Annotated in this window: 23 protein-coding genes; 10 read left to right on the top strand and 13 right to left on the bottom strand. The window is 66.7% G+C overall.

Features of this window, described 5'->3' with window-relative positions:
* The first annotated feature begins 222 nt into the window (after positions 1–222).
* On the top strand, positions 223–681 hold the full coding sequence (locus tag ACTRWB_RS34375; RefSeq protein WP_047898700.1) for a CopD family protein: 459 nt from the start codon (positions 223–225) through the stop codon (positions 679–681).
* Positions 682–729: 48 nt separating this feature from the next.
* Here ACTRWB_RS34375 and ACTRWB_RS34370 read toward each other — a convergent pair whose 3' ends face one another.
* The gene (locus ACTRWB_RS34370; protein WP_048249217.1) at positions 730–1,614 is read right to left on the bottom strand and encodes a LysR family transcriptional regulator; all 885 of its coding nucleotides are present in this window, start codon (positions 1,612–1,614) and stop codon (positions 730–732) included.
* 113 nt (positions 1,615–1,727) lie between these two features.
* On the opposite strand from ACTRWB_RS34370, the gene ACTRWB_RS34365 reads away from it, so the two are divergent.
* Complete coding sequence (locus ACTRWB_RS34365; protein WP_048249421.1) at positions 1,728–2,174, top strand: multidrug/biocide efflux PACE transporter; 447 nt, start codon at positions 1,728–1,730, stop codon at positions 2,172–2,174.
* 44 nt (positions 2,175–2,218) lie between these two features.
* Here ACTRWB_RS34365 and ACTRWB_RS34360 read toward each other — a convergent pair whose 3' ends face one another.
* The 7 genes from ACTRWB_RS34360 to ACTRWB_RS34330 all read right to left on the bottom strand — a co-directional run bounded on the left by ACTRWB_RS34360 (position 2,219) and on the right by ACTRWB_RS34330 (position 10,563).
* On the bottom strand, positions 2,219–3,427 hold the full coding sequence (locus tag ACTRWB_RS34360) for a chromate transporter (protein WP_446904490.1): 1,209 nt from the start codon (positions 3,425–3,427) through the stop codon (positions 2,219–2,221).
* A gap of 197 nt (positions 3,428–3,624) precedes the next feature.
* Positions 3,625–5,964 carry a bifunctional diguanylate cyclase/phosphodiesterase gene (locus ACTRWB_RS34355; protein ID WP_193098815.1) on the bottom strand — a complete coding sequence of 780 codons (2,340 nt, stop codon included), beginning with the start codon at positions 5,962–5,964 and terminating at the stop codon, positions 3,625–3,627.
* Between the two features lie 217 nt (positions 5,965–6,181).
* Positions 6,182–7,063, bottom strand: a complete 882-nt coding sequence (locus ACTRWB_RS34350) for a PhzF family phenazine biosynthesis protein (protein ID WP_446904489.1) — start codon at positions 7,061–7,063, stop codon at positions 6,182–6,184.
* Positions 7,064–7,076: 13 nt separating this feature from the next.
* Positions 7,077–7,535: a RidA family protein gene (locus ACTRWB_RS34345; RefSeq protein ID WP_006478174.1), complete on the bottom strand. Its 459-nt coding sequence runs from the start codon at positions 7,533–7,535 to the stop codon at positions 7,077–7,079.
* Between the two features lie 42 nt (positions 7,536–7,577).
* A complete protein-coding gene (locus ACTRWB_RS34340) occupies positions 7,578–8,759 on the bottom strand; it encodes an aminotransferase-like domain-containing protein (protein ID WP_129512678.1) in 1,182 nt (393 codons plus the stop codon).
* 151 nt (positions 8,760–8,910) lie between these two features.
* Positions 8,911–9,819 carry a DMT family transporter gene (locus ACTRWB_RS34335; protein WP_193098813.1) on the bottom strand — a complete coding sequence of 303 codons (909 nt, stop codon included), beginning with the start codon at positions 9,817–9,819 and terminating at the stop codon, positions 8,911–8,913.
* Positions 9,820–9,870: 51 nt separating this feature from the next.
* On the bottom strand, positions 9,871–10,563 hold the full coding sequence (locus ACTRWB_RS34330) for a VOC family protein (protein WP_446904488.1): 693 nt from the start codon (positions 10,561–10,563) through the stop codon (positions 9,871–9,873).
* Positions 10,564–10,793: 230 nt separating this feature from the next.
* On the opposite strand from ACTRWB_RS34330, the gene ACTRWB_RS34325 reads away from it, so the two are divergent.
* From ACTRWB_RS34325 to ACTRWB_RS34310, 4 genes are all read left to right on the top strand, one after another.
* A complete protein-coding gene (locus tag ACTRWB_RS34325; protein WP_048249224.1) occupies positions 10,794–12,251 on the top strand; it encodes an aminotransferase-like domain-containing protein in 1,458 nt (485 codons plus the stop codon).
* A gap of 158 nt (positions 12,252–12,409) precedes the next feature.
* Complete coding sequence (gene htpG / locus ACTRWB_RS34320) at positions 12,410–14,308, top strand: molecular chaperone HtpG (protein ID WP_412023294.1); 1,899 nt, start codon at positions 12,410–12,412, stop codon at positions 14,306–14,308.
* An 8-nt stretch (positions 14,309–14,316) separates the two neighbouring features.
* Complete coding sequence (locus ACTRWB_RS34315; protein ID WP_129512674.1) at positions 14,317–14,913, top strand: chorismate--pyruvate lyase family protein; 597 nt, start codon at positions 14,317–14,319, stop codon at positions 14,911–14,913.
* Positions 14,913–15,389: a DNA-deoxyinosine glycosylase gene (locus ACTRWB_RS34310; RefSeq protein WP_193098809.1), complete on the top strand. Its 477-nt coding sequence runs from the start codon at positions 14,913–14,915 to the stop codon at positions 15,387–15,389. The genes ACTRWB_RS34315 and ACTRWB_RS34310 overlap by 1 nt, the downstream gene beginning before the upstream one ends.
* Positions 15,390–15,430: 41 nt before the next feature.
* Here ACTRWB_RS34310 and ACTRWB_RS34305 read toward each other — a convergent pair whose 3' ends face one another.
* From ACTRWB_RS34305 to ACTRWB_RS34290, 4 genes are all read right to left on the bottom strand, one after another.
* Entirely contained in the window at positions 15,431–15,685 is a 255-nt protein-coding gene (locus tag ACTRWB_RS34305) for a hypothetical protein (protein ID WP_446904487.1), read from the bottom strand.
* Between the two features lie 14 nt (positions 15,686–15,699).
* Positions 15,700–16,008 carry a type II toxin-antitoxin system RelE/ParE family toxin gene (locus ACTRWB_RS34300; RefSeq protein WP_193098807.1) on the bottom strand — a complete coding sequence of 103 codons (309 nt, stop codon included), beginning with the start codon at positions 16,006–16,008 and terminating at the stop codon, positions 15,700–15,702.
* On the bottom strand, positions 16,005–16,283 hold the full coding sequence (locus ACTRWB_RS34295) for a YlcI/YnfO family protein (RefSeq protein WP_193098806.1): 279 nt from the start codon (positions 16,281–16,283) through the stop codon (positions 16,005–16,007). The genes ACTRWB_RS34300 and ACTRWB_RS34295 overlap by 4 nt, the downstream gene beginning before the upstream one ends.
* A 157-nt stretch (positions 16,284–16,440) precedes the next feature.
* Positions 16,441–17,478 (bottom strand): hypothetical protein, encoded by a 1,038-nt coding sequence (locus ACTRWB_RS34290; protein WP_193099491.1) that lies wholly within the window; start codon positions 17,476–17,478, stop codon positions 16,441–16,443.
* Positions 17,479–17,859: 381 nt separating this feature from the next.
* On the opposite strand from ACTRWB_RS34290, the gene ACTRWB_RS34285 reads away from it, so the two are divergent.
* The 4 genes from ACTRWB_RS34285 to ACTRWB_RS34270 all read left to right on the top strand — a co-directional run bounded on the left by ACTRWB_RS34285 (position 17,860) and on the right by ACTRWB_RS34270 (position 21,710).
* A complete protein-coding gene (locus ACTRWB_RS34285) occupies positions 17,860–18,777 on the top strand; it encodes a spermidine synthase (protein ID WP_048249230.1) in 918 nt (305 codons plus the stop codon).
* A gap of 198 nt (positions 18,778–18,975) precedes the next feature.
* Positions 18,976–19,218, top strand: a complete 243-nt coding sequence (locus ACTRWB_RS34280; RefSeq protein ID WP_129512670.1) for a DUF3311 domain-containing protein — start codon at positions 18,976–18,978, stop codon at positions 19,216–19,218.
* On the top strand, positions 19,215–20,765 hold the full coding sequence (gene mctP / locus ACTRWB_RS34275; RefSeq protein ID WP_048249232.1) for a monocarboxylate uptake permease MctP: 1,551 nt from the start codon (positions 19,215–19,217) through the stop codon (positions 20,763–20,765). The genes ACTRWB_RS34280 and mctP overlap by 4 nt, the downstream gene beginning before the upstream one ends.
* A 432-nt stretch (positions 20,766–21,197) precedes the next feature.
* A complete protein-coding gene (locus ACTRWB_RS34270; protein ID WP_446904486.1) occupies positions 21,198–21,710 on the top strand; it encodes a hypothetical protein in 513 nt (170 codons plus the stop codon).
* 52 nt (positions 21,711–21,762) lie between these two features.
* Here ACTRWB_RS34270 and ACTRWB_RS34265 read toward each other — a convergent pair whose 3' ends face one another.
* A complete protein-coding gene (locus ACTRWB_RS34265) occupies positions 21,763–22,215 on the bottom strand; it encodes a VOC family protein (RefSeq protein ID WP_129512668.1) in 453 nt (150 codons plus the stop codon).
* Between the last annotated feature and the right edge of the window lie 109 nt (positions 22,216–22,324).

Genomic DNA, 22,324 nt, shown 5'->3' with positions numbered 1-22,324 from the left:
GCCGCGATCGAAGGCCGCACGTCCGCTTCGGCGGGCCTGCGGCCTTTTCTTTTGGCCTCGGGATTCGGGTAAGCAAGCGTGACGCCGTCACGCGGAACTTGCAAAATATTGTGAAATCCCGTTCGGGGTCTGAACCGCATGGCGCCAAGCGGGTCGAACGATGTTCGATGCCGCGTGCGACGCGGCCGTTCGCCGCACCCAACCCATCACAGGATTGCCCTCATGTCCCACGCTGTTGCCGTCGCGCTGTTTCTTCATCTGCTGGCCGTCGCCGTGTGGGTGGGCGGGATGGTCTTCGCGAACTTTTGCCTGCGGCCGGCGCTGTCCGACCTGTCGCCGCAGCTTCGGCTGCCGCTGATCGAAGGCGTGTTCGGCCGCTTCTTCAACTGGGTGGCGGGTTCGGTGATCGTGATCCTGCTGTCCGGCGGCTTCCTGCTCGTGGAATTCGGCGGCGCGCACGCGACGTGGTCGCTGCATGCGATGGCCGGGCTTGGCGTCGTGATGATGCTGATCTTCGGGCACATCCGCTTCGCGCTGTTCCCGCGCATCCGCCGTGCGGTGCAGGCGCAGAACTGGCCGGACGGTGCGCGCGCGGTGAACGCGGTGCGCCTGCTCGTCGTCGTGAACCTCGTGCTCGGTGTCGTCACGGTCGGCGCGGCCGTGCTGTCGCGCGGCTTCTGATCTTCCGGCGCCGCCAGGCGCCGGCCGCGGGCGCAGCAGCATGCGCCGCTACGCGGCCAGCATCGCGTCGAGCAGCCATGAGCCGGCCGGGCCGAGCGGCCGGTTGCGCGACCAGACGGCATCGACTCGAACGCGGCGCGGCCAGCCGCGCGCGCGCAGTTCGCACAGGCGATCGCGCGCGAAGTGCTCGACCATCCAGCGCGGCAACTCGGCCCAACCGAACCCCAGCACGGCCATCTCCAGCAGCATCAGGTAGCTCGGCGCCAGCCAGTGCTGCGTGCCGACGACGATCCGGTCGTCGGTGCCGCGGCCTTCCGTTTTCACATAGGTGTTGAGGCGCAGTTCGCGCACGTCGCGCAGCGCCGCGTGCGGCACCTCCGTCTCGCCATACGCCGCGAGCGCATGCGTGCGGCCGACGAACAGCCCGATCTCCGATTCCTCCGCCACCGTCGCCGCGCCGATATCGGCCGGGTAGGCCGCGCGCGCGGCCATCAGCCCGAGCTGCGCACGGCCTTGCTGGATCAGGTCGAGCACGTCCTCGTGCTCGGCGATCTGGCATTCGAGCTCGAGCGCCGGAAAGCGCCGCTCGAGCGCCATCAACGTTTCCTCGTAGCGCTTCGACTGGTACGTATCGGACACGACGAGCGTCAGCCGCGCTTCTTCGCCACCGGCAAGCCGCGCGGCCGTGCGGTCGATCGCCGCGCCGGCTTCGAGCGCGCGCTGCACCTGCGGCAGCAGCGCGCGCCCGGCGTCGGTCAGCGTCGGCGCGCGCGTCGAGCGATCGAACAACTGCACGCCGAGATCGATCTCGAGGTTCGCGATCGCCTCCGACACGGTCGACTGGCGCTTGCCGAGCTTGCGCGCGGCGGCCGTGAACGAGCCGAGCAGCGCGGCTTCGGCGAACGCGAGCAGGGCTTCGGGGGCGTGGCGCATGCGGCACTCCTGGTGGCGTTATATCGGTAAAACCGATGATATCAAACTGGATTCATACGGTTATGCCGATCAAAATGGTCGGCATGAATGAAGGACACGAATCGGAGGGAATCATGAAACAGATGAACAAAACGGTGACGGAACGGCTGCTGCATGCGCTGACGTTCGAGCTGGTCGCGATCGCGCTGTGCGCGCCGATCGGCGCATGGCTGCTCGACATGCCGGTGTCGCACGTCGGCGTGCTGACGGTGATGGTGTCGCTGATTGCGATGGCCTGGAACATGGCCTTCAATACGCTGTTCGATCGCTTCGAGCGGCGCGCGGGGCTGTCGCGCACGCTCGGCATGCGGATCGCGCACGCGGGCCTGTTCGAGCTGGGTCTCGTCGCGATGGTGGTGCCGGTGGCTGCGTGGTGGCTGAACGTGAGCCTCGTCGAAGCGCTGCTGCTCGACCTCGGCATCGTGCTGTTCTTCCTGCCCTACACGTTCTGCTTCAACCTCGCGTACGACGCGCTGCGCGCCCGCTGGATGGCACGCCGGGTCGCGGTACAGGCGGGTTGAGGTTGGTTGATGCCGGTTGAGCCAGGTGGGGCGGCCGCCGCTCTTTAGCGCGCGGCGGCCCACAGCCACACGCCGCAGGCAACGGCGACCGCGCCGTAGACGGCATAAACGGGCACCTTGAAGCGCGCGAAGCACAGCGTCGCGAACGCGCCCGTCAGCCAGTAAATCGGATCGGCCGGCTCGCGATGCAGGATCTTCACGACGGCGACGACGAGAAAGCCTGTCGTCGCCGCGCGCAGCAGGCGCATCCCGTGTTCGAAGCGCGAATGGCGCTTGAGGCGGAACAGGTGGTTTTGCGCAAACACGACGAGGCAGCCCGACGGAATGAACAGTGCGGCCGTGGCGAGCAGCGCGCCGGCCCAGCCGTCGGTCAGGTAGCCGAGAAACGGCACGACATTGAGCAGCGGCCCCGGCGCCACGGGCGACAGCGCGAACGCTAGCGTGAAGTCGTGATCCGAGATGCCGGTGGCCGGCGTGACGAACAGCGTCTTGAGCACGGGCAGCGCGGAAAAGCCGCCGCCGAACAATGTCATGCCGGCGCCCGCGAGGCGCGGCCACAGCAACTGCGCCTGGTAATCGCCGGGCAGCGGGACCGCGAACAGTGTGACGAGTACGCCGAGCAGTACGAGCAGGTTGCGATCGCGGGTCGACAGCGTGAAGTCGACCGCGTTGCGTTGCGGCGGCCCCGTCAGCCAGCCCGCTGCAAACGCGGCGAAAAGAATCCCGACGAAAGCGGCCGGACTATGCGCGAAAGCGAGCAGAATCGTCGATAGTGCGGCGATTACCTGTTCGAGCCGGGTGCGCGCGAGCGAGCGCAACTGCCTGACCCACGTGACGCCGATCAGCGCGGCGAGCACCATCCCGAAGTGATTGATCAGGATCGGATCGGCCAGCGAGCGCACGAGCGGCGTGCGATAGAACATCGCGAACAGCGTCATCAGTATGGAGAATGGCAGCACGCTCGCGATACCGGCGACCCATGCGCCGGCGCGGCCGTGCAGCGTCTGGCCGACCTGCACCGCGACATTGCAGCCGACGGGGCCCGGCACGAGCCAGGCGAGCGCGACGAGATCGCCGAACACGTGCGGCTCGATGCGCTGCAGCCGTTCCACGTAGTGGCGTTCGAGCTGCGCCATCATCGAAAGCCCGCCCCATGAGACCGCCGAAATGCCGGCGACGACCTTGAACAAGGTCCACAGGGAGGCCTGTGCCTGTTCGATAGGAGCAGTCGCTTCGACTTCTACGGTTGTCATGGTGGTGCTATCGGCGCAGGGCCTGATCTCTCATGTGTGGACATGCCGGCGGCCCGCCGACACGTTGGCCCTCCCGATTGTCCGCCGCGCACGATGACACTGCCATGCGCGAAAACGCTAGTTAATGGACTAAACAATCGGATCGGAAAACGAAACAATTGCGGCGGCGCGCAACGCGCGTCGTGGCCGCGAGGTGCTCAGGCGCCGGTGCTGCCGGTGGCGCGATGCGCGATGACGTTCGGATGGTCGCCGCGCACGCCGAAGCGCGCGATCAGCGCGGGAATCGCGTCGGCCGGCACCGGGCGCGAGAACAGGAAGCCCTGCGCCTCGATCTCGCCGAGCGCGGACAGCCAGGTGATCTGCTCTTCCGTTTCCGTGCCTTCGACGACGACGGTCAGGCCGAGCGAGCGCGCGAGATGCACGATCGACGACACCATCACGCACACGCTGCGATCGTTCGGGATTGCCTGCACGAACGAGCGGTCCACCTTCAGCGTGTCGACGGAGAAGCGGTGCAGGTACGACAGCGACGAATAGCCGGTGCCGAAATCGTCGAGCGCGATCCGGATGCCGAGCTTCTTCAGCGCGACGATCTTCTCGGACACGAGTTCCGGGTATTCCATCATCGCGGTTTCGGTGATCTCGAGTTCGAGCCGGTTCGCGTCGATGCCGGTTTCCTGCAGCGTGCGCGAGATCGTCTCGATCAGGTCGCCGCGCCAGAACTGCACGGGCGAGATGTTGACCGCGAGCGTCAGCGTGTCGTGGCCGTCGTCGCGCCAGCGCGCGATCTGCTCGCACGCGGTGCGGATCACGAAGTCGCCGATCGGCACGATCAGGCCCGTCGATTCGGCGATCGAAATGAATTCGTTCGCGGAGATGATCCCGTGCTCGGGGTGATCCCAGCGCGCGAGCGCCTCGAAGCCGGTGATGTAGCGGTGCGTGAGGTCGATCTTCGGCTGATACGCGAGGAACAGCTGCCCCTCGGCGAGCGCGACGCGCAATTGCTGTTCCCAGCGCATCAGGTGGTCGGCACGGTGCGACAGGTGCGGCGCATAGAACTGGTAGCAGTTCTTGCCGGCGTCCTTCGCGCTGTACATCGCGAGGTCGGCCTTCTTCAGCAGGTCGATCTCGCTTTCGTTCGCCACGCTGTGCAGAGCGATGCCGATGCTCGCATGCAGCACGAACGAACTGCCGCGCACGTCGAAGGGTTCGCCGAACATCCGGATGATCGCTTCCGCGAGCCGCACCGCGCGCCGCTCGACGTCGTCGCCCTTCATCACGACGACGAACTCGTCGCCGCCGATGCGCGCGAGCGAGCCTTCGTCGCCGACCGCATCGGACAGGCGCGACGCGGTCATCTGCAGCACGATGTCGCCGGCGTTGTGGCCGAGCGTGTCGTTGACGGTCTTGAAGTTGTCGAGATCGATGAACAGCAGGCCGAGCCGTGACAGGCTCGTGGGCATCGACACGTCGTTGCGCAGCCCGCGCAGCGTCGCATAGCGGTTCGCGAGGCCGGTGAGCAGGTCGTACTCCGCGAGCTGCGTCATCTCGCGCTCGCGGCCGAGCAGCTTGCCGATCAGGCCCGTCGCGACGCCGAAGAACGCGAGCATCGCGAGCGTGATGAAGCTCGTCATCAGCAGGTAGACGTTGCGCGTGTGGTAGTAGTCCGCGAACTCTTCCGATTGCGACAGCCCGACCATCACCGCGAGCGGGTAGCCGTCGAGGTGGCGGTACGACACGATGCGCGTCACGCCGTCGATCGGGTCGATGATCGTGCCCGTCACGCGCTCGGCGATCGGGTAAACACCCGAGGCCGAAAACGCGCCCGGCGCGTTGCTGACCGAGCCCGTGCGCCGCGCGAGCACCGTGCCCGTGTCGGACACGACCGCGATCACGCCTTCCTTGCCGATCGCCGCGTTGTTGTAGAAGTCGTTCGTGAAGTAGCTCGGGTCTTCCGACACGACGACGATGCCCGCGAAGCTGCCGTCAGGGTTGTTCAGGCGCCGTGTCATCTGCAGCGTCCAGTGGCTCGAGACGCGGCCGAGCACGGGCTTGCTGATGAAGAGGCGGTCGTCGTTGTTCGCGAGGTGAACCTTGAAGTGCTCGCGATCGGACAGGTTGATCGGCTGCGGATGGAGTTCGGCCGTGTTCGCGAACAGGATGCCCTTCGCGTTGACGAGCGACACCTGGATCAGCGTGTCGCTCGGTACGACGCCTTTTTCGACGGCGCTCGCGAGGTTGAAGCGCGCGGGCGACTTCTCGAACTCGAACTTGACGAAGCGGGTGATCTGGTCGACCTGGTGGATCGCCTTGACCGTGTGCTGTTCGAGCGCGGACGACAGGATCGCCGCGGACGCCGCGGCCTCCTTGTACGCGCTGTCCTTCTCCACCGACAGGCGCGCGATGATCACGGCCCACAGCAGCGCGAGCGCCAGCATCCCGAGCAGCGGGATCGCGAACAGCGCACGCCGGCGCGATTTGCGCGGCGCGCGTAGCGGCCGGGTCGGCGGCGTGTGGTTGGACCGGGCGGAGCTCATCGAAGAGGGTGGCGTCCTGCTCGCGTGCGCCATCCTTCGGGATGGCGGGCTATGGTTGGAGTCGCCCCGGCGTCTGTTCGTTCGCGGGATGCGCAACCAGCGACAGACCTCCGAAACGACGGATTAGGCCCGATATTACTGGCTGGAAGGTTTTTGCGATAGTTGGGCGAATCGTAGGGGCGCCGGACGGGCCGGCGCCATCGCACATCGCGAAATGTCAGACAGGTGACCGGAAAGTGCCGTCGACGACCGTGACGGCGTGGCCGCCGATCCAGGTCGTGCCGTCTTCGTCGTAGCTGACGAAGATGCGGCCGTCGCGGTCGATCGCGGTGCCCTGGCGGGCCGTGTAAGACGGGCCCGGGCGGCGCGCCTGGCGCGTCAGCAGCCCGGCCAGCGCGGCATTTGCGCTGCCCGTGACGGGATCTTCGCCGACGCCGAACTTGCCGCCCGTCATCAGGCAGCGGATTTCGAACGTCGCGGGGCCGCCTTCGGCATGCGGCGCGTAGACCGCGAGGCCGTCCGTGCCGTAGCGGTGCGTGATCGCCTCCAGCGCGGCCGGATCGGGCGACAGGCCGATGCAGGCGTCGGCCGACGTCAGCCGCACGACGAGCCACGGCGCGCCGTTGTCGACCGCGCACGGTTCCGCATCCAGATCGATCGCGTCGCTGCGCAACGCGGCGGCCAGCGCCGCGTAGTCCGAACGGTCGAGCGGCGTGACGCGGGCCGGCGGCGCGGCGAACGCCCAGCCGTCGGCCTGCTCGCGCAGCGCGACCCGTCCGACCCCGCATTGCTGGATCAGCCGGCCCGGCGTGCGCGGCCGGGCGCCGCTTTCCAGGAACGCGTGCGCGGTGCCGAGCGTCGGGTGGCCGGCGAACGGCAGTTCGCCGCACGGCGTGAAGATCCGGACGCGATAGTCGGCTTCCGGATCGGTCGGCGTGCAGACGAACGTCGTTTCCGACAGGTTGGTCCAGCGGGCGATCGCGAGCATGTCGTCGTCGCCGAGCGAATCGGCGTCGAAGATCACGGCGAGCGGATTGCCCTTGAACGGCACCGACGTGAACACGTCGACCTGCTTGAAGCGGACCAGACGACCGGGCATCGCGCTGCGCCGGTTACGCGACTTCGGCGATCAGCTCGATCTCGACGCACGCGCCGAGCGGGATCTGCGCGACGCCGAAGGCCGAACGCGCGTGCTTGCCCGCGTCGCCGAACACTTCGGCGATCAGTTCCGACGCGCCGTTGGTCACGACGTGCTGTTCGGTGAAGTCGAGCGTCGAGTTGACGAGGCTCATCAGCTTGACGATGCGCGTGACCTTGTTCAGGTCGCCCGTGTGTGCGTGCAGCGTCGCGAGCAGGTCGATCGCGATCGAGCGCGCGGCCGCCTTGCCGTCTTCCGTCTGCAGATCCGCGCCGAGCTTGCCGGCCCAGACCTTGCCGTCCTTCTTCGCGATGTGGCCCGACAGGTAGACCGTGTTGCCGCTTTGCGCGCTCATCACGTAGGCGGCGGCCGGTGCGCCGGCGGTCGGGAGCTCGATGCCGAGCGACTTCAGTTTGTCGTAGACGTTAGCCATGTGTTCGATTCCTCGTAGAGAGTCGTGACAGGAAAAAGGGGATCAGAGGCGTTCGCGCAGCAGCTTGCCGAGCCGCGCGACACCTTCCTCGATCTTCTCGGGCGGCACCGTCACGAACGACAGGCGCAGCGTGTTCTGCTGCGCATCGTCCGCGAAGAACGGTGCGCCCGGCACGAAGGCGACGTGGTTGTCGACGGCCGCGGCGAGCAGCTTCATGCTGTCGATCTGCGCGGGCAGGTTCACCCAGATGAACATCCCGCCTTCCGGGCGGTTCCACGTGACGCCTTCCGGCATGTGGCGCGCGAGCGAGGCGAGCATCGCGTCGCATTGCGCGCTGTACAGCTCGCGGATCGTCGGGATGTGCTCGTCGAGGAAACCGTCCTTGATCACTTCGTGCGCGATGCGCTGCGTGAGCGTCGGCGTGTGCAGGTCGGTGGCCTGCTTGGCCTGCACGAGCTTGAAGTGGAGTTCCTCGGGCGCAATGATGTAGCCGATCCGCAGGCCCGGCGCGAGCACCTTCGAGAACGTGCCGAGGTGCACGACGTGGTCGGGCGCCATCGACAGCATCGTCGGCAGCGGTTCGCCGCGGTAGTTCAGCGCGCCGTACGGATCGTCTTCCAGCACCGGGAACGGGCTCGTCTGCGCGAACGCGGCGAGCGCGCGGCGGCGCTCGACGGGCAGGCGGCGGCCGGTCGGGTTCTGGAAGTTCGGCTGCGCGTACAGCAGGCGCGCGCCTTGCGTGAGTTCGGGCGTGAGGCCTTCCGGCAGCAGGCCTTGCTCGTCGGTCGGCACCTGCACGTAGCGCGGCTCGTACAGCGAGAACGATTGCAGCGCGCCGAGGTAGGTCGGGGTTTCGACGAGGATCGGGCTGCCCGGGTCGACGAGCGCCTTGCCGAGCAGGTCGAGCGCCTGCTGCGAGCCGGTCGTGATCAGCACTTGCGACACGCGCACGCTGTAGCGCTCGGCGATCCATTCGCGCAGCGGCAGGTAGCCTTCGGTCGCGCTGTACTGGAGCGCGGCGGCCGGCGCGTCGCGCAGCACGCGGTCGGCGGCGTCGCGCATGCGCTCGGCCGGGAACGTCGAGGGAGCGGGCAGGCCGCCGGCGAACGAGATGACCTCGGGGCGCTCCGTGACCTTCAGGATCTCGCGGATCGCAGAGCTCGTCAGCTTGCGGGCGCGTTCGGAAAGTTGCCAGTGCGGCGGATGCAGGTCGCTCGGATTCATAGTCTCCTCGTTCGGATATCGTGGTCAGTCAAGAAAGGTCGTTCGGGTCGATCGCCTCGACGCTGCCGGGTGGGCAGGCGCGAGCGCGGGCGAGCCTTCGCGGCCGGGTGGGCAAACCGATCAGGCAAAACAGCCATTATGGCGCACCTGTTCAGCCGGCGCGAGCCGGTCGCGCGGCGGTGGCGACCGCCGAGCGGCGCCCGAGCACCACGGTGGCGATCACGGCGGCCGCGAACAGCCACGTCGTTGACGTCACCGTTTCACCGAACAGCAGCGCGGAAAATGCGATCGTGAAGAAAATCTGCAGCAGCTGCACCTGGCCGACGCGCGCGATGCCGCCCATGGCGAGTCCCGCATACCACGCGAAAAAGCCGATGAATTGCGAAAAGAGGGTCACGTAGCCGAACGCGAGCCACGTGCGCAGCGCGAGCGGGCCCGGATGCGCGACATGTTGCATCCACGCGAGCCAGCCGACCGGCAGCACGAGGAACGGCGCGGACACGACGAGCGCCCAGCAGATCACCTGCCAGCCGCCGATCTGGCGCGCGAGGCGCGCGCCTTCCGCATAACCGAGCGCGCCGATGCCGACCGCGACGAGCATCAGCGCATCGCCGGCCTGCACGGTGCCGCCGCCGTCGCGCAGCGCGAACGCGATCACGAGCGCGCTGCCCGCCACCGCGCTGGCCCAGAATGCCTTCGACGGCCGCTCGTGCGACAGCCACGCGGCGTACAGCGCGACGAACAGCGGCTGCAGCCCGTTGACGACCGCGCCGTGCGACGCGGGCACCGATTTCATCGCCCATGCGGAGAACACCGGATACGCGATGATCACGCCGGCCGACGTGATCGCGAGGCTTTTCAGTTGCGCGCGGGTCGGCAGCGCCTCGCGGCGCCACCACAGCAGCAGCCCGGCCGGCACCGAGGCGGCGAGCGCGCGGCCGAGCCCGTTGAGCAGCGGATTGAGTTCGGACACGACGATACGCGTCATCGGCAGCGTCAGGCTGAAGATCATCACGCCGATCAGGCCGAGCAGCATGCCCCGGGTTTCGCGCGAATTCATGTCGTGGGTGTCTCCGTCTTGCAGGGTGGTTGTAATCGTGGGGCGGGGTGTTCAGCGCAGCGTGCGCGCGCCTTGCGGCGTGTCGAATTCGGCGACCAGCGCGGGCGGCCCGTCGTCGGTTTCGAGGTCGAGCAGATGCGCGGCGCCGAGCCAGTCGAGCTGCTCGCGGATCGCGTCCGCACGCGGGTGGGTGCCCTTGAGCGACTTCAGCGCGACGCCGTCGTGCGGCAGCGATTCGGCCGGATGGCGCGGGCTGTCCCACTGGATCAGCGACGGCACGAGGCCGTCGCCCGAACCCTGCCACGCGGGGAACGCGCCGTCGTCGGGCACCGTGAGGCCCCAGGTCAGCTCGCTGCGCCGCATCGGGACGACGGGCGGGATGCGGGCCGGGTACTGGCTCTGCCACAGCGCGAGCTGGCGCGGGCGGTCGACGCGCGCGACCCAGTGCGCGAGAAACGGGCCCTGCGCGAGCCGCGCGTGCATCGCCGGATCGTCGAGCGCGAACAGCCGCGCGCGCGGCGGCGTATCGGTATCTTCCGGGCCGGGCGCATCGGGGTCGATCGCGATCACTTCCAGGTAGAGCCCGCCCCACGCGCCGAACAGCGCATTGTGGGTCCGCATCAGCGGGTGCCGGCCGCCGCCGGCCGGTTCGATGCCGAGCGCGTCGGCGACATGGCGTACGCCGTCGTCGAGCGTGCGCGCGGCGATCACGAGATGGTCGAGTGTCAGGGAGCGGGCTGGCATGAACGTCGGTCGGGAAGCGAAAGTGTCATGGTGGGCGGGTGATGCGCCGGGCGGTTGCCGGACCGGCCGGCGCACGAGCCGCGACGCAGGCCGGCCGGCGCGGCGCCAGGTGCGGCGGGGCCGGAACGGCGGCCGCACGGTCGCCATTCCGGTCAACTGTAATCGTCGATACCGGCACAGTAACGGTACAATCGGCGCGATAGCCTTCGGTACAGTTGGAGCTGCCGCCCATGTCCACCGTTCCACTCGCCCAGATTCCCGTGCCGCACGACACGGCCACGCTTACGCTCGTCGACCAGCTTGTCCAGTGGGCACGGCGGCGCATCGACGAACGCGTGTTCCGTCCCGGCATGCGGATGCCGTCGATCCGCAAGCTCGCGCTCGACAAGAGCGTGTCGCGTTTCACCGTCGTCGAGGCGTACGAGCGCCTCGTCGCGCAGGGCTACCTCGACTCGCGGCGCGGGTCGGGCTTCTACGTGCGCGAGCGCACGGCCGGCCCGCAGCCGACCGACAAGGTGGCGCGCGTGGCCGAGGCCGCGCCCGTGCACAACACGATCGACGTCGTCTGGCTGCTGCGCAACATGCTGCACACCGTCAGCCCGGAAAAGGGGCCCGGTCTCGGCTACCTGCCGGGCCGCTGGCTCGACGGCGAACTGATCACCGGCGCGCTGCGTGCGCTCGGGCGCCAGTCCGGCGCGCAGATGCTCGGCTTCGGCACCGCGCAGGGTTTCCTGCCGCTGCGCCAGCAACTGCAGACGCGCCTGGCCGAGGTCGAGATCGGCGCGACGCCCGACCAGCTCGTGCTGGTATCGGGAATCACGCAGGCAATCGACCTGATCTCGCGGATCTACGTGCGGCCCGGTGATGCCGTGATCGTCGGCGATCCGGCCTGGTTCCAGATGTTCGGCCGCTTCGCATCGCAGGGCGCGCAGCTCATCGGGATGCCTTACACGCCCGACGGCCCCGATCTCGACGCGCTCGAGACGCTCGTGCAGATGTGGCGGCCGAAGATGCTCGTGATCAACTCGGTGCTGCAGAACCCGACCGGCACGTCGCTGTCGGCCGCGCAGGCGTTCCGGATCCTGAAGCTCGCGGAGGCGTACGACTTCCTCGTCGTCGAGGACGACGTGTACGGCGACCTGTGCCCGCCGAGCTATCCGGCCACGCGCCTCGCGAGCCTCGACCAGTTGAAGCGCGTGATCTACCTCGGCAGCTATTCGAAGACGCTCGCGGCGAACCTGCGGGTCGGCTACGTCGCGTGCGCGCCGGAGATCGCGAAGGCGATCACCGACCAGAAGATGCTGGTCGGGATGACGACGCCCGAACTCAACGAGCGCGTCCTGTACAAGATCCTGACCGAAGGGCATTACCGGCGCCACGTCGAGCGGCTGCGCGCGCGGCTCGACGGCGTGCGCGACAAGACCGCGCGGATGCTCGAGCGCACGGGGCTCGGCCTGTTCACGATGCCGGCGGCCGGGATGTTCCTGTGGGCCGACACCGGTGTCGATTCGGATGCGCTCGCGGCCGCCGCGCACGAGCAGGGGTTCCTGCTGACGCCCGGCAGCCTGTTTTCGCCGCAGCAGTCGTCGTCGACGTGGACGCGCTTCAACGTCGCGAACTGCGGCGATCCGGCGCTGCCGGGGTTTCTCGCGCGCTATATCGACTCGGCCGTGCGGCGTGCGTCGTGACGCGGCGCGGCATGCCGGCCCTTGAAATCGCGCGTGCGGTCCCCAGATACGCGCGCAAACCGCTTGCGCCAGGCGGTCGTCCGTCCCGGGCTGGCCGGCATCGCGTGCCGGGCGCCTGCGCCACACCATTCAAGTTCAAGTAAGAGGAAACAGCATCCATGGCACACGAAACGATGAGCTTTCAGGCAGAGGTCAAGCAACTCCTCCACCTGATGATTCATTCGCTCTACAGCAACAAGGAAATCTTCCTGCGCGAACTGGTGTCGAACGCGTCCGACGCGGCCGACAAGCTGCGCTTCGAGGGGCTCGCGGACAACGCGCTGTACGAGAACGATCCGAACCTGCGCATCCGCATCGGCTACGACAAGGCCGCGCGCACGATCACGATCGACGACAACGGCATCGGCATGAGCCGTGACGAGGCGATCGCGAACCTCGGCACGATCGCGCGTTCGGGCACCAAGGAATTCTTCACGAAGCTGTCCGGTGACCAGCAGAAGGATGCGGCGCTGATCGGCCAGTTCGGCGTCGGCTTCTACTCGGGCTTCATCGTTGCGGACAAGATCACCGTCGAGACGCGCCGCGCGGGCCTGCCGGCGAACGAAGCCGTGCGCTGGGAAAGCGCGGGCGAGGGCGATTTCACGATCGACGCGATCGAGCGCGCGCAGCGCGGCACGACGATCACGCTGCACCTGCGCGAAGGCGAGGACGAGCTGCTGTCGTCGCACCGCCTGCAGTCGATCGTCCAGAAGTACTCCGATCACATCGCGCTGCCGATCCTGATGCAGAAGGAAGAGTGGGATCAGGAAAAGGGCGAGATGGTCCTGAAGGACGAGGACGAGACCGTCAATCAGGCAAGTGCGCTGTGGACGCGTTCGAAGAGCGACGTCACCGACGAGCAGTACACGCAGTTCTACCAGCACATCGCGCACGACCACCAGGATCCGCTCACGTGGACGCACAACCGCGTCGAGGGCCGCAGCGAATACACGCAACTGCTGTTCGTGCCGGCGCACGCGCCGTTCGACATGTGGAACCGCGACTATCGCGGCGGCCTGAAGCTGTACGTGAAGCGCGTGTTCATCATGGACGACGCCGAGCAGCTGCTGCCGCAATACCTGCGCTTCGTGAAGGGGGTCGTCGATTCGGCCGACCTGCCGCTGAACGTGTCGCGCGAGATCCTGCAGGAAAGCCGTGACGTGAAGGCGATCCGCGAAGGCGTGACGAAGCGCGCGCTGTCGATGCTCGAAGAGCTCGCGAACGCGGAAGAGGATGCCGGCAAGGAGAAGTACAAGACGTTCTGGGGCGCGTTCGGCCAGGTGCTGAAGGAAGGCCTCGGCGAGGATCACGCGAACCGCGAGCGCATCGCGAAGCTGCTGCGCTTCGCGTCGACGCATGGCGACACCGACGCGCAGGACGTGTCGCTCGCCGACTACGTGTCGCGCATGAAGCCCGAGCAGAGCAAGATCTACTACGTGACGGCCGATGCATGGCAGGCCGCGAAGAACAGCCCGCATCTCGAGGTGTTCCGCAAGAAGGGCGTCGAGGTGCTGCTGCTGACCGACCGCGTCGACGAATGGATGCTGTCGTTCCTGCAGGAATTCGACGGCAAGCCGCTCGCGAGCGTGGCGCGCGGCGACCTCGATCTCGGCGAGCTGAACGACGAAGAGAAGAAGGCGCAGGAGCAAGCGGGCGAAGCGATCAAGCCGGTCGTCGAGAAGATGAAGGAAGCGCTCGGCGACAGGGTGAAGGAAGTGCGCGTCACGTTCCGCCTGACCGATTCGCCGTCGTGCCTCGTCGCGGACGACAACGACATGAGCGGCTACCTGCAGCGGATGCTGAAGGCGGCCGGCCAGAACGCGCCGGCGATGCAGCCGATCCTCGAGATCAATCCCGAGCACGCGCTCGTGAAGCAGTTGAAGGCCGACAGCGCCGATTTCGGCGACTGGTGCCATCTGCTGTTCGATCAGGCGCTGCTGGCCGAGGGCGGCATGCTCGACGATCCGGCGAGCTTCGTGAAGCGGACCAACGCGCTGCTGCTGTCGCGCGCCGCGTGAACGCACGCATGCGATTCGACGGCGGGCAGGCCGGCTGGCGCGAGACGCCGCGGCCTGGCTGCACGCTCGACCAGCGCGACTGGCTGACGCGCGGCGGATCGCTGACCGCGCATCTCGCGCGGCTCGGCCGCGTGAATGTGCGCGTGACGCGGGAGGCCGTCGACTGCCCGTGGTTCGATGAGCCCGATGCGGTCGCCAGTGCGCCGCGCGCACCGATGTGGGTGCGCGAGGTGATCCTCTCGGTCGACGGTACGCCGTACGTCGCCGCGCACAGCATCGCACCGCTCGCCGCCAGCAAGGGCGTGTGGCAGGCGATGCGGCGGCTGCGTACGCGGCCGCTGGCTGAGCTGCTGTACAGCGATCCGCAGGTCGAGCGCTCGGCGCTCGTCAGCCGGCGTGTGATCGCCGGCCATCCGCTGTATGCGCTCGCGACCCATGCGCTGCAGGGCGCGCGAGCACCGCACGCGTTCGTCGCGCGGCGCTCGGTGTTCCAGCGTCACGGCAAACCGCTGATGGTCACCGAGTGCATGCTGCCGGCGCTGTGGCGTCATCTCGACGCGCACGGCGACGGGCTGCGTTCGGGCAGTCCGGGCGGAGGCGCGTGATGCTGCAGGGTTTCGGGCCGGTGGTCGGGCCGAATACGCATACGATGATCCTCGGCAGCTTTCCGGGCGAGGCGTCGCTCGACGCCGCGCAGTATTACGCGCATCCGCGCAACCAGTTCTGGCGGCTGCTCGGCACGGTGCTCGGCGAGCTTCAACTGCACGAACTGGCTTATGAGGCGCGGCTCGAACGTGTGTTGGTTCATGGAATCGGCATCTGGGACGTGCTTGCCGCGTGCCATCGCGAAGGCAGCCTCGATTCGGCGATCCGCAACGCGGAGCCGAACGATTTCGACTCCTTGAGGGAACATGCGCCGTTGCTGAAGCGCGTGTGTTTCAACGGCAAGACGGCAGGGCGGTTTGCCGACGTGATCGGCAGGGCGGGGTATGAAACGCTCGTGCTGCCTTCGTCGAGCCCGGCGAATGCGATGCTGTCGTTCGAGCAGAAGCTGGTGCAGTGGCGGGGGATTCGTTCCTGACGCCGGCATGAGCGCCGGGGAGGGGGCATCGCGCCCGACGCTCAATCGTCCTTGCCCCACCTCCAACCGGGTTTCTCGCCCTTGATCCAGCACACGACAGTCAGCAGCGCGATCAACACCACAATGCACGCGCCGTACGCGAACGGTGACTGGTGCGGCGGCAGCAGCCACGCGCTCGCGACGACTCCGATCACGAACAGCAGCAGTACGACCCAACCCTGCCACGCGACCGGTAAACCCCAGCCCCAACCGTAGCGTTTCGCCGGAAACCAGATCTTCTTGTCGTTCGGAGGCATGGGATCCCTCGTCGTCAGTGGTAGTCGCTTTCTCTCTGGTGACGCACCGCGAGAATCGTCACAGTCTGGCTGTCATCGATCTCGAATAATGCGACATAGCCCGATGCACCGAACGGAATGATCAGTTCACGGAGAAACGGCATCGAAGGATGGACTTTACGGCAGGTGAACGGTGACGATTCGAGCGTGGCAATTCCGGAAGCAATGGCCGCCAATGCGCGTTCAGCTCGTTCGACCTCCGAATCGTCGCGATCGACGACGAATTCATAAAGCCGGTCCAAATCATCCGATGCCTCGAGCGTGAAGCGAACCGTATACGTCATCGAGCGTGCCGCTTCCTGTCACGCAGCGTATCGAGCCGTCGACCAAGTCGTTCCAGGACCTCTGACGAAGATACATATTCGCCGGTCCGGCGAGCCTCATCGCGCGACGCAATGCCGCGCGCGATGAATTCGCTTTGGAGGCGACGGCGTTCGACGCCTTCTCGGATCGATTGCTCGACGAAGCTGGACAGCGTCTCGCCATCCTGAAGGACGCTCTCGGCGGCGTCGCGCAGTTCCGGCTCGACGCGAACGGACGGAAAAGTAGCAGTTTTCATCATGCCCTCGAATGCATCGCAATTGCGATGCATTATCTCGTACGTTCACGTCGGGTGCAAGTCGGCTGAACGGCAAAGTGATGTGGCGTGCGCTCGCTCGTCCGGCCACCACCCCGCGTCAGTCTCTCGCCACCTTATTCCCGAAAGCGCCGATTCGTCAGAACGTAATCGCAGCTTTCACCGACTGAACGGCTGCGCTGTTCAGCACGATGTAGAAGTTCTGAGGTGAGGTGCTGTTACCGACCGCAAGCGTCGTGCCGTCACGGTTCAAGGTTCCCGCGTCGATCTGCCCGTTGTTCTGATAGAAGACCCTGTATCCGGTCGTCGGCTGATTGAGTGCCGAGTTGGCCACCCATGCGCGGACACCCGCGAGCGTGACGATTTGTCCGTCGCTCAGGTTGTAGGTCTTGTTGTCCCCGGCGCTTGTGTGCGGGAAGAACGCTTCCAGTGTCGACGCCGTCGTACTGCACGGCGTGACGTTCGGGCCGGTCGTCGATGGTGCGGTGCAGTCGCCGGTGAGTACCGTATCGCCGACCATCTGTCGCGTCACCTTCATGTAGGCGGCACCCGATTGCCAGGTCGCCTGCTTGTTGTACAGCGATGCGCCGTTGATCGTGTTCGTGATGACACCGAGCGCACTGCCGCTGAACAACTCGGATGGGGAGCTTGCGATCGTGCCGGACAGCGGCACGACCGTGTAGTTCGTGCCGAGGAGCGTCACCGCAACAGTGTGGCCGTCGGCGGCGAGTTCCGTGAACTGGATGTTTGCGCCGCTGTAACTGACCTGCTCCTGCATGCTCGACACGACTGCGCCGTTGACGAGATAACGCTGAGCGACGGGCGTGGGTACCGGCAGCGACGGATCGACCGACGACAGACCGAGCGTGAGCAGTTGCGTGCCGCCGGACGGACTCTGCGCAAGGCTTTGATCTTGCGTATAGAAATAGCTGCCGGGATTGACGCTCACGGCGCCGCTGCTCGAAGTGGAAATGGCAAGCTGTGCGTGCGGGTAATGCAGCCCGCCGTTGGCGGCCAACACGAAGCTTTCATAATTCTGCTGCGCGGTGCTGAGGTTGCTGGCTGGTGTGCCCGATGCGCTGCCGTCGTCGCTGCCGCCGCCGCATGCGCCGAGCAGCAGGGTTCCGGTCAGCGCGGCGGTGTAACCGACACGTGCCAGGCGTTCTTTTTGTGTCATGGGGTCTCTCGTTTTTGTTAGTGTTCCGTAAGACATGTCGCGCCGCGGCGGGCGGCCGACGCCGGAGCTTAGCGTGTCGGGAGTAACTTGGCGAGTGACGTCGGGGCCGTTTGACGCGGGCGCGGTCACGCATCGATTACCGCGTATTTCAAGCGGGCGCCGACAGGGTCGAGCGTGTTCGAAACGATTGCCGCATGCGAGGCAATTAGCCGGACCGAAAGGATCCCACGCCGCGCGTTCGGTCAACGTGCTTCTGGCGCCGCGACGCAACGGCCATCGCGGCGAAACGGCGGACACGAGGCCGTCCGCACGGCTCGCCCCCCCCCCCACCAATGCTATCCTCTCGTCCGCTCATCCAGCATCACCCAGCGAGATTCAATCATGACCCGACTGATCAAGCGCGCGTCCGCCGAGGCACGTGCGTTCAAGAATGGCAAGGCGTCCGCCTACAACGGCTCCGAAAAACTCCACCCGCCGCGCGTGAAGCGTCGCCCGGAAATCGACGAACACGACGACGTGCCGGTGCTCGAAGCACCGCGCAAGCCGCGCTTCGCGCCCGTCACGTTCTCCGAAGAGGGCGGCGTGCGCTTCCTGCACTTCGGTACCGAATGGGTGCAGGGCGCGATGCGGATCTCGAAGCCGCTGCATATCGAGCTCGAATACGCGCAGCAGATGATGGCGTGGCTGCTGTTCCTCGAAACGCCCGAGCGGATCGTCCAGCTCGGGCTCGGCACCGGCGCGCTGACCAAGTTCTCGCACCGCTTCCTGCCGCACGCGAAGGTCGAGGCCGTCGAGCTGAACCCGGCCGTGATCGTTGCCGCGCGCACGATGTTCGCGCTGCCGCCCGACGACGCGCGCCTCGCCGTGCACGAAGCCGACGCATGGGATTTCGTCAACGACCCGGCCAACCGCGGCACGACGGGCGCGATCCAGGTCGACCTGTACGATGCGACCGCGCGCGGCCCCGTGCTCGACAGCGTCGCGTTCTACCGCGCGGTGCGCGGCTGCCTCGCCGATGCGGGCATCGCGACGATCAACCTGTTCGGCGATCATCCGAGCTTCGTGCGCAACATGAAGCACCTGAACGCGGCGTTCGATCACCGCGTGATCGCGCTGCCCGAAGTGCACGACGGCAACCGGATCGCGATCGCGTTCTCGGGCCCCGCGCTCGACGTGCCGTTCGCGCAGCTCGACGCGCGCGCGAAGCTGATCGAGGACACGCTGAAGCTGCCCGCGCGCAAGTGGGTGAAAGCTTTGAAAGAAACGACGGGCGCACGCGACACCGCGTTCGCGATCTGACGCGTCATGCACCGGCGACATGCCGGTGCAACCGCGTGACAAGGGGCGGATCACCTCGGGTTCGCCCCCGCTTGACCGCGTGCCCGCGGCTCCTATACTGGCGCGAAGCCAGGGGGGCCGCAGCTTACCCGTTTTCCGCTCCTCTCGCCGCCGTACCCGCTCAACAAGATCGATAACCGGGAAAGATGAGGAGACGTCATGGCTCACGATGCCGACGCCAACCGGGCCGCCAAGCGCTGGCTCTGGCTGCTGGTACTGCCGCTGATCGCGATGGTCTGGGTGCCGTCGTACAGCAAGATCGAACCGCAATGGTTGGGTTTTCCGTTTTTCTACTGGTACCAGTTGCTTTGGGTCTTCATTAGCGCGGTGATTACCGCGTTCGTGTATTTCAAGACCAAGAACGCGTGGAAGGCGAGCGGTCCGCAAGGAGGTGCGCAATGAATCTCGGCGCCACCTTCGTCTTCGTCCTGCTGTTCATCGGTGTCACGATCATCGGTTTCCTGGCCGCGAACTGGCGTCGCGGCGATCTCGCCCATCTCGACGAATGGGGCCTCGGCGGACGCCGCTTCGGCACGATCGTCACGTGGTTCCTGCTCGGCGGCGACCTCTACACGGCGTACACGTTCGTCGCGGTGCCCGCACTTGTGTTCGGCGCCGGCGCGATGGGCTTCTTCGCGCTGCCGTACACGATCCTGATCTATCCGTTCGCGTTCGTCGTGTTTCCGAAGCTGTGGAGCATCGCGAAGCGGCACGGCTACGTGACGGCCGCCGACTTCGTCAACGCGCGCTACGGCAGCCGGATGCTCGCGCTCGCGATCGCGGTGACGGGCATCCTCGCGACGATGCCGTACATCGCGCTGCAGCTCGTCGGCATCGAAGTGGTGATCGGCGCGCTCGGTTTCGACACGACCGGTTTCGTCGGCGACCTGCCGCTGATCATCGCATTCGCGATTCTCGCCGCGTACACGTACACGTCGGGGCTGCGCGCGCCCGCGATGATCGCGATCGTGAAGGACGTCCTGATCTACATCACGATCGCGGCGGCGGTCGTCGTGATCCCCGCGAAGCTCGGCGGCTTCGGGCATATCTTCGCGAGCGTTCCGCCCGCGAAGCTGCTGCTGAAGGCGCCGGACGCGATGAGCCTGAACGGCTACAGCGCGTACGCGACACTCGCGATCGGCTCGGCACTCGCGCTGTTCCTGTATCCGCACTCGGTCACGGCGATCCTGTCGTCGTCGTCGGGCAACTCGATCCGCCGCAACATGGCGATGCTGCCCGCGTACTCGTTCGTGCTCGGCCTGCTGGCGCTGCTCGGCTACATGGCACTCGCGTCGGGCGTGAAGGACATGCCGCAGTACGCGCCGTACTTCAAGGCGTTCGGTCCGAACTTCGCGGTGCCCGCGCTGTTCCTCGAGTATTTCCCGTCGTGGTTCGTCGGCGTCGCGTTCGCGGCGATCGGCATCGGCGCGCTGGTGCCGGCGGCAATCATGTCGATCGCGGCCGCGAACCTGTACACGCGCAACATCCACCGCGAGTTCGTGAACCGCAACATGTCGCACGAGCAGGAGACGCACGTCGCGAAGCTCGTGTCGCTGATCGTGAAGGTCGGCGCGGTCGCGTTCATCCTCGGGTTGCCGCTGACCTACGCGATCCAGCTGCAGCTGCTCGGCGGGATCTGGATCATCCAGACGCTGCCCGCGATCGTGCTCGGCCTGTACACGCGCGTGCTCGACCATCGCGGCCTGCTGGTCGGCTGGGCGGCAGGCATCGTGTGCGGCACGTGGATGGCGATCTCGCTGAAGCTCGCGAGCTCGATCTTCACGATCCACCTGTTCGGCCTCGCGATTCCCGGCTACGCGGCCGTGTGGTCGCTGATCGTGAACCTGGTGGTGTCGGTGGTGGTGAGCGTGCTGGTGCGCGTGATGGGCATGGCGCATGCGGAGGATCGCACGCGGCCGGAGGACTATCTCGACGTCGTCGAGAGCTGATCGACGCCGTTTCTGTTGCAGTTTCGACACGACGCCCGCGACGCAAGTCGCGGGCGTTTTGCATGGTGCGCCGCGAAAGCCCCGTGTGGCGGTGCGTCCGTTTACGCGGATCTTCAAGTGATTCTAGGGTGGCCGCGGCGTGGCGAAAATCGGTGAAAGACCGATTGGGAGGCGCGCTGCCGGGTTGCCAATAATGCGTCCCGCCCGGCCTGTGCCGGGTGATTCGATCTCGACACGATTCGATTATATGAGGGATGCAATGATGAAGATTTGGTTGTTGGTGTTCGGCATGTGCTGCGTCGCGCTCGCCGGTTGCGTGAACGCGTACTACCGATGAGGCGCGGCATGAGAGTCCTGTTGATGTGGGCGCTTGTCGCGCCGATCCTGCTCGCCGGCTGCGCGAACATGTACTACCGTTGACGGTGGGCCGCGATGAAAACGATATTGTCGGGCGCCGTGCTGTGTGCGGCGCTGGCCGGCTGCATTTCGGTGTACGGCCCCGGGCAGCGATACGCGGCGCGCGATGCGCCGCCGGCGCAACACGACACGGCCGATGGCGCGCACGGCGCCGACGATGCATCGCGCATCGTGATCGGCAATCGCAAGTATGACGAAGTGTGGGCGGCGGTCGCGCAGTTCTATGCGGACCACAAGCTCGCGGCGCGCGTCAGCGATCGCGACGCGGGGCTCGTTGCCGCCGCGTATGCCGATTATCCGAACGCGGGCAACTTTCTGGACTGTTCCGAACTGAAGCAGACGTCGAACGTGACGCACATGCTGAAAGTCGTCACGCGCATCGACGAGGCGACGCAAGGCGTGAGCGTGTCGATCGACGTCGCGGGCATGGCCGGCGTGGTCGCGGCCGGCAAGCAGAAGGGGGCGCGTGTCGCGTGCCGCTCGAACGGCACGCTGGAACAGGCGCTGGCGGAGGTGCTGCGCAAGTAGCGGGCCTGCCCGGATCGTCGCGACCGCACGATCCGGGCGGCATCCGTGCGCGTTACTGGCCCGCGCGCTTCGCGAGATCCTCGCGTTGCGACAGGTCCTCGACGTTGACCATCCAGTGCACGCCGAAACGGTCCTTCGTCATCCCGAAGCCGAGCGCCCAGAACGTCTTGCCGAACGGCATCGTCACTTCGCCGCCGTCGGCGAGCGCATTGAACAGCTTCTGGCCTTCCTCGACCGTCGCCGGGTTCAGCGACAGCGAATAACCGGCGTGCGTACCGCCCGGCTGGCTGCAGTCGCCGTCCGAGCACATGATCATCGAGTCGCCGATCGTGAAGCTCGCATGCATCACCTTGTCGGCCATCTCGGGCGTGATCGCGTGTTCGGGGTTCGGCGGCGCATCCTTGAAGTGCATCTTGAACATCGTCTTCGCACCGAGTGCCTTTTCGTAGAACTGAAGGGCTTCGTCGGCGCGACCGTAGAACGTCAGGTACGGTTGAACTTGCATCGTTGTCTCCTGTGATGGGCCGGACCCACGCGTCGGCGCGGGTTCGGGGTCGTGCAAGATTGACTGGGAAAGGGCACGTCGAGAGGCGGCCGGCGCACCCGTGACGTGG

The organism is Burkholderia sp. YIM B11467, from assembly GCF_052952715.1.
Note: the sequence above shows the minus strand (reverse complement) of the source record. Positions and strands in the feature narration are given on the sequence as shown.

What these genes read in the sequence shown, in the direction of transcription:
- ACTRWB_RS34375 (WP_047898700.1), top strand. Translation starts at nt 223, where the DNA reads ATGTCCCACGCTGTTGCCGTCGCGCTGTTTCTTCATCTGCTGGCCGTC.
- ACTRWB_RS34370 (WP_048249217.1), bottom strand. Translation starts at nt 1,614, where the DNA reads ATGCGCCACGCCCCCGAAGCCCTGCTCGCGTTCGCCGAAGCCGCGCTG.
- ACTRWB_RS34365 (WP_048249421.1), top strand. Translation starts at nt 1,728, where the DNA reads ATGAAACAGATGAACAAAACGGTGACGGAACGGCTGCTGCATGCGCTG.
- ACTRWB_RS34360 (WP_446904490.1), bottom strand. Translation starts at nt 3,427, where the DNA reads ATGACAACCGTAGAAGTCGAAGCGACTGCTCCTATCGAACAGGCACAG.
- ACTRWB_RS34355 (WP_193098815.1), bottom strand. Translation starts at nt 5,964, where the DNA reads ATGAGCTCCGCCCGGTCCAACCACACGCCGCCGACCCGGCCGCTACGC.
- ACTRWB_RS34350 (WP_446904489.1), bottom strand. Translation starts at nt 7,063, where the DNA reads ATGCCCGGTCGTCTGGTCCGCTTCAAGCAGGTCGACGTGTTCACGTCG.
- ACTRWB_RS34345 (WP_006478174.1), bottom strand. Translation starts at nt 7,535, where the DNA reads ATGGCTAACGTCTACGACAAACTGAAGTCGCTCGGCATCGAGCTCCCG.
- ACTRWB_RS34340 (WP_129512678.1), bottom strand. Translation starts at nt 8,759, where the DNA reads ATGAATCCGAGCGACCTGCATCCGCCGCACTGGCAACTTTCCGAACGC.
- ACTRWB_RS34335 (WP_193098813.1), bottom strand. Translation starts at nt 9,819, where the DNA reads ATGAATTCGCGCGAAACCCGGGGCATGCTGCTCGGCCTGATCGGCGTG.
- ACTRWB_RS34330 (WP_446904488.1), bottom strand. Translation starts at nt 10,563, where the DNA reads ATGCCAGCCCGCTCCCTGACACTCGACCATCTCGTGATCGCCGCGCGC.
- ACTRWB_RS34325 (WP_048249224.1), top strand. Translation starts at nt 10,794, where the DNA reads ATGTCCACCGTTCCACTCGCCCAGATTCCCGTGCCGCACGACACGGCC.
- htpG (WP_412023294.1), top strand. Translation starts at nt 12,410, where the DNA reads ATGGCACACGAAACGATGAGCTTTCAGGCAGAGGTCAAGCAACTCCTC.
- ACTRWB_RS34315 (WP_129512674.1), top strand. Translation starts at nt 14,317, where the DNA reads ATGCGATTCGACGGCGGGCAGGCCGGCTGGCGCGAGACGCCGCGGCCT.
- ACTRWB_RS34310 (WP_193098809.1), top strand. Translation starts at nt 14,913, where the DNA reads ATGCTGCAGGGTTTCGGGCCGGTGGTCGGGCCGAATACGCATACGATG.
- ACTRWB_RS34305 (WP_446904487.1), bottom strand. Translation starts at nt 15,685, where the DNA reads ATGCCTCCGAACGACAAGAAGATCTGGTTTCCGGCGAAACGCTACGGT.
- ACTRWB_RS34300 (WP_193098807.1), bottom strand. Translation starts at nt 16,008, where the DNA reads ATGACGTATACGGTTCGCTTCACGCTCGAGGCATCGGATGATTTGGAC.
- ACTRWB_RS34295 (WP_193098806.1), bottom strand. Translation starts at nt 16,283, where the DNA reads ATGAAAACTGCTACTTTTCCGTCCGTTCGCGTCGAGCCGGAACTGCGC.
- ACTRWB_RS34290 (WP_193099491.1), bottom strand. Translation starts at nt 17,478, where the DNA reads ATGACACAAAAAGAACGCCTGGCACGTGTCGGTTACACCGCCGCGCTG.
- ACTRWB_RS34285 (WP_048249230.1), top strand. Translation starts at nt 17,860, where the DNA reads ATGACCCGACTGATCAAGCGCGCGTCCGCCGAGGCACGTGCGTTCAAG.
- ACTRWB_RS34280 (WP_129512670.1), top strand. Translation starts at nt 18,976, where the DNA reads ATGGCTCACGATGCCGACGCCAACCGGGCCGCCAAGCGCTGGCTCTGG.
- mctP (WP_048249232.1), top strand. Translation starts at nt 19,215, where the DNA reads ATGAATCTCGGCGCCACCTTCGTCTTCGTCCTGCTGTTCATCGGTGTC.
- ACTRWB_RS34270 (WP_446904486.1), top strand. Translation starts at nt 21,198, where the DNA reads ATGAAAACGATATTGTCGGGCGCCGTGCTGTGTGCGGCGCTGGCCGGC.
- ACTRWB_RS34265 (WP_129512668.1), bottom strand. Translation starts at nt 22,215, where the DNA reads ATGCAAGTTCAACCGTACCTGACGTTCTACGGTCGCGCCGACGAAGCC.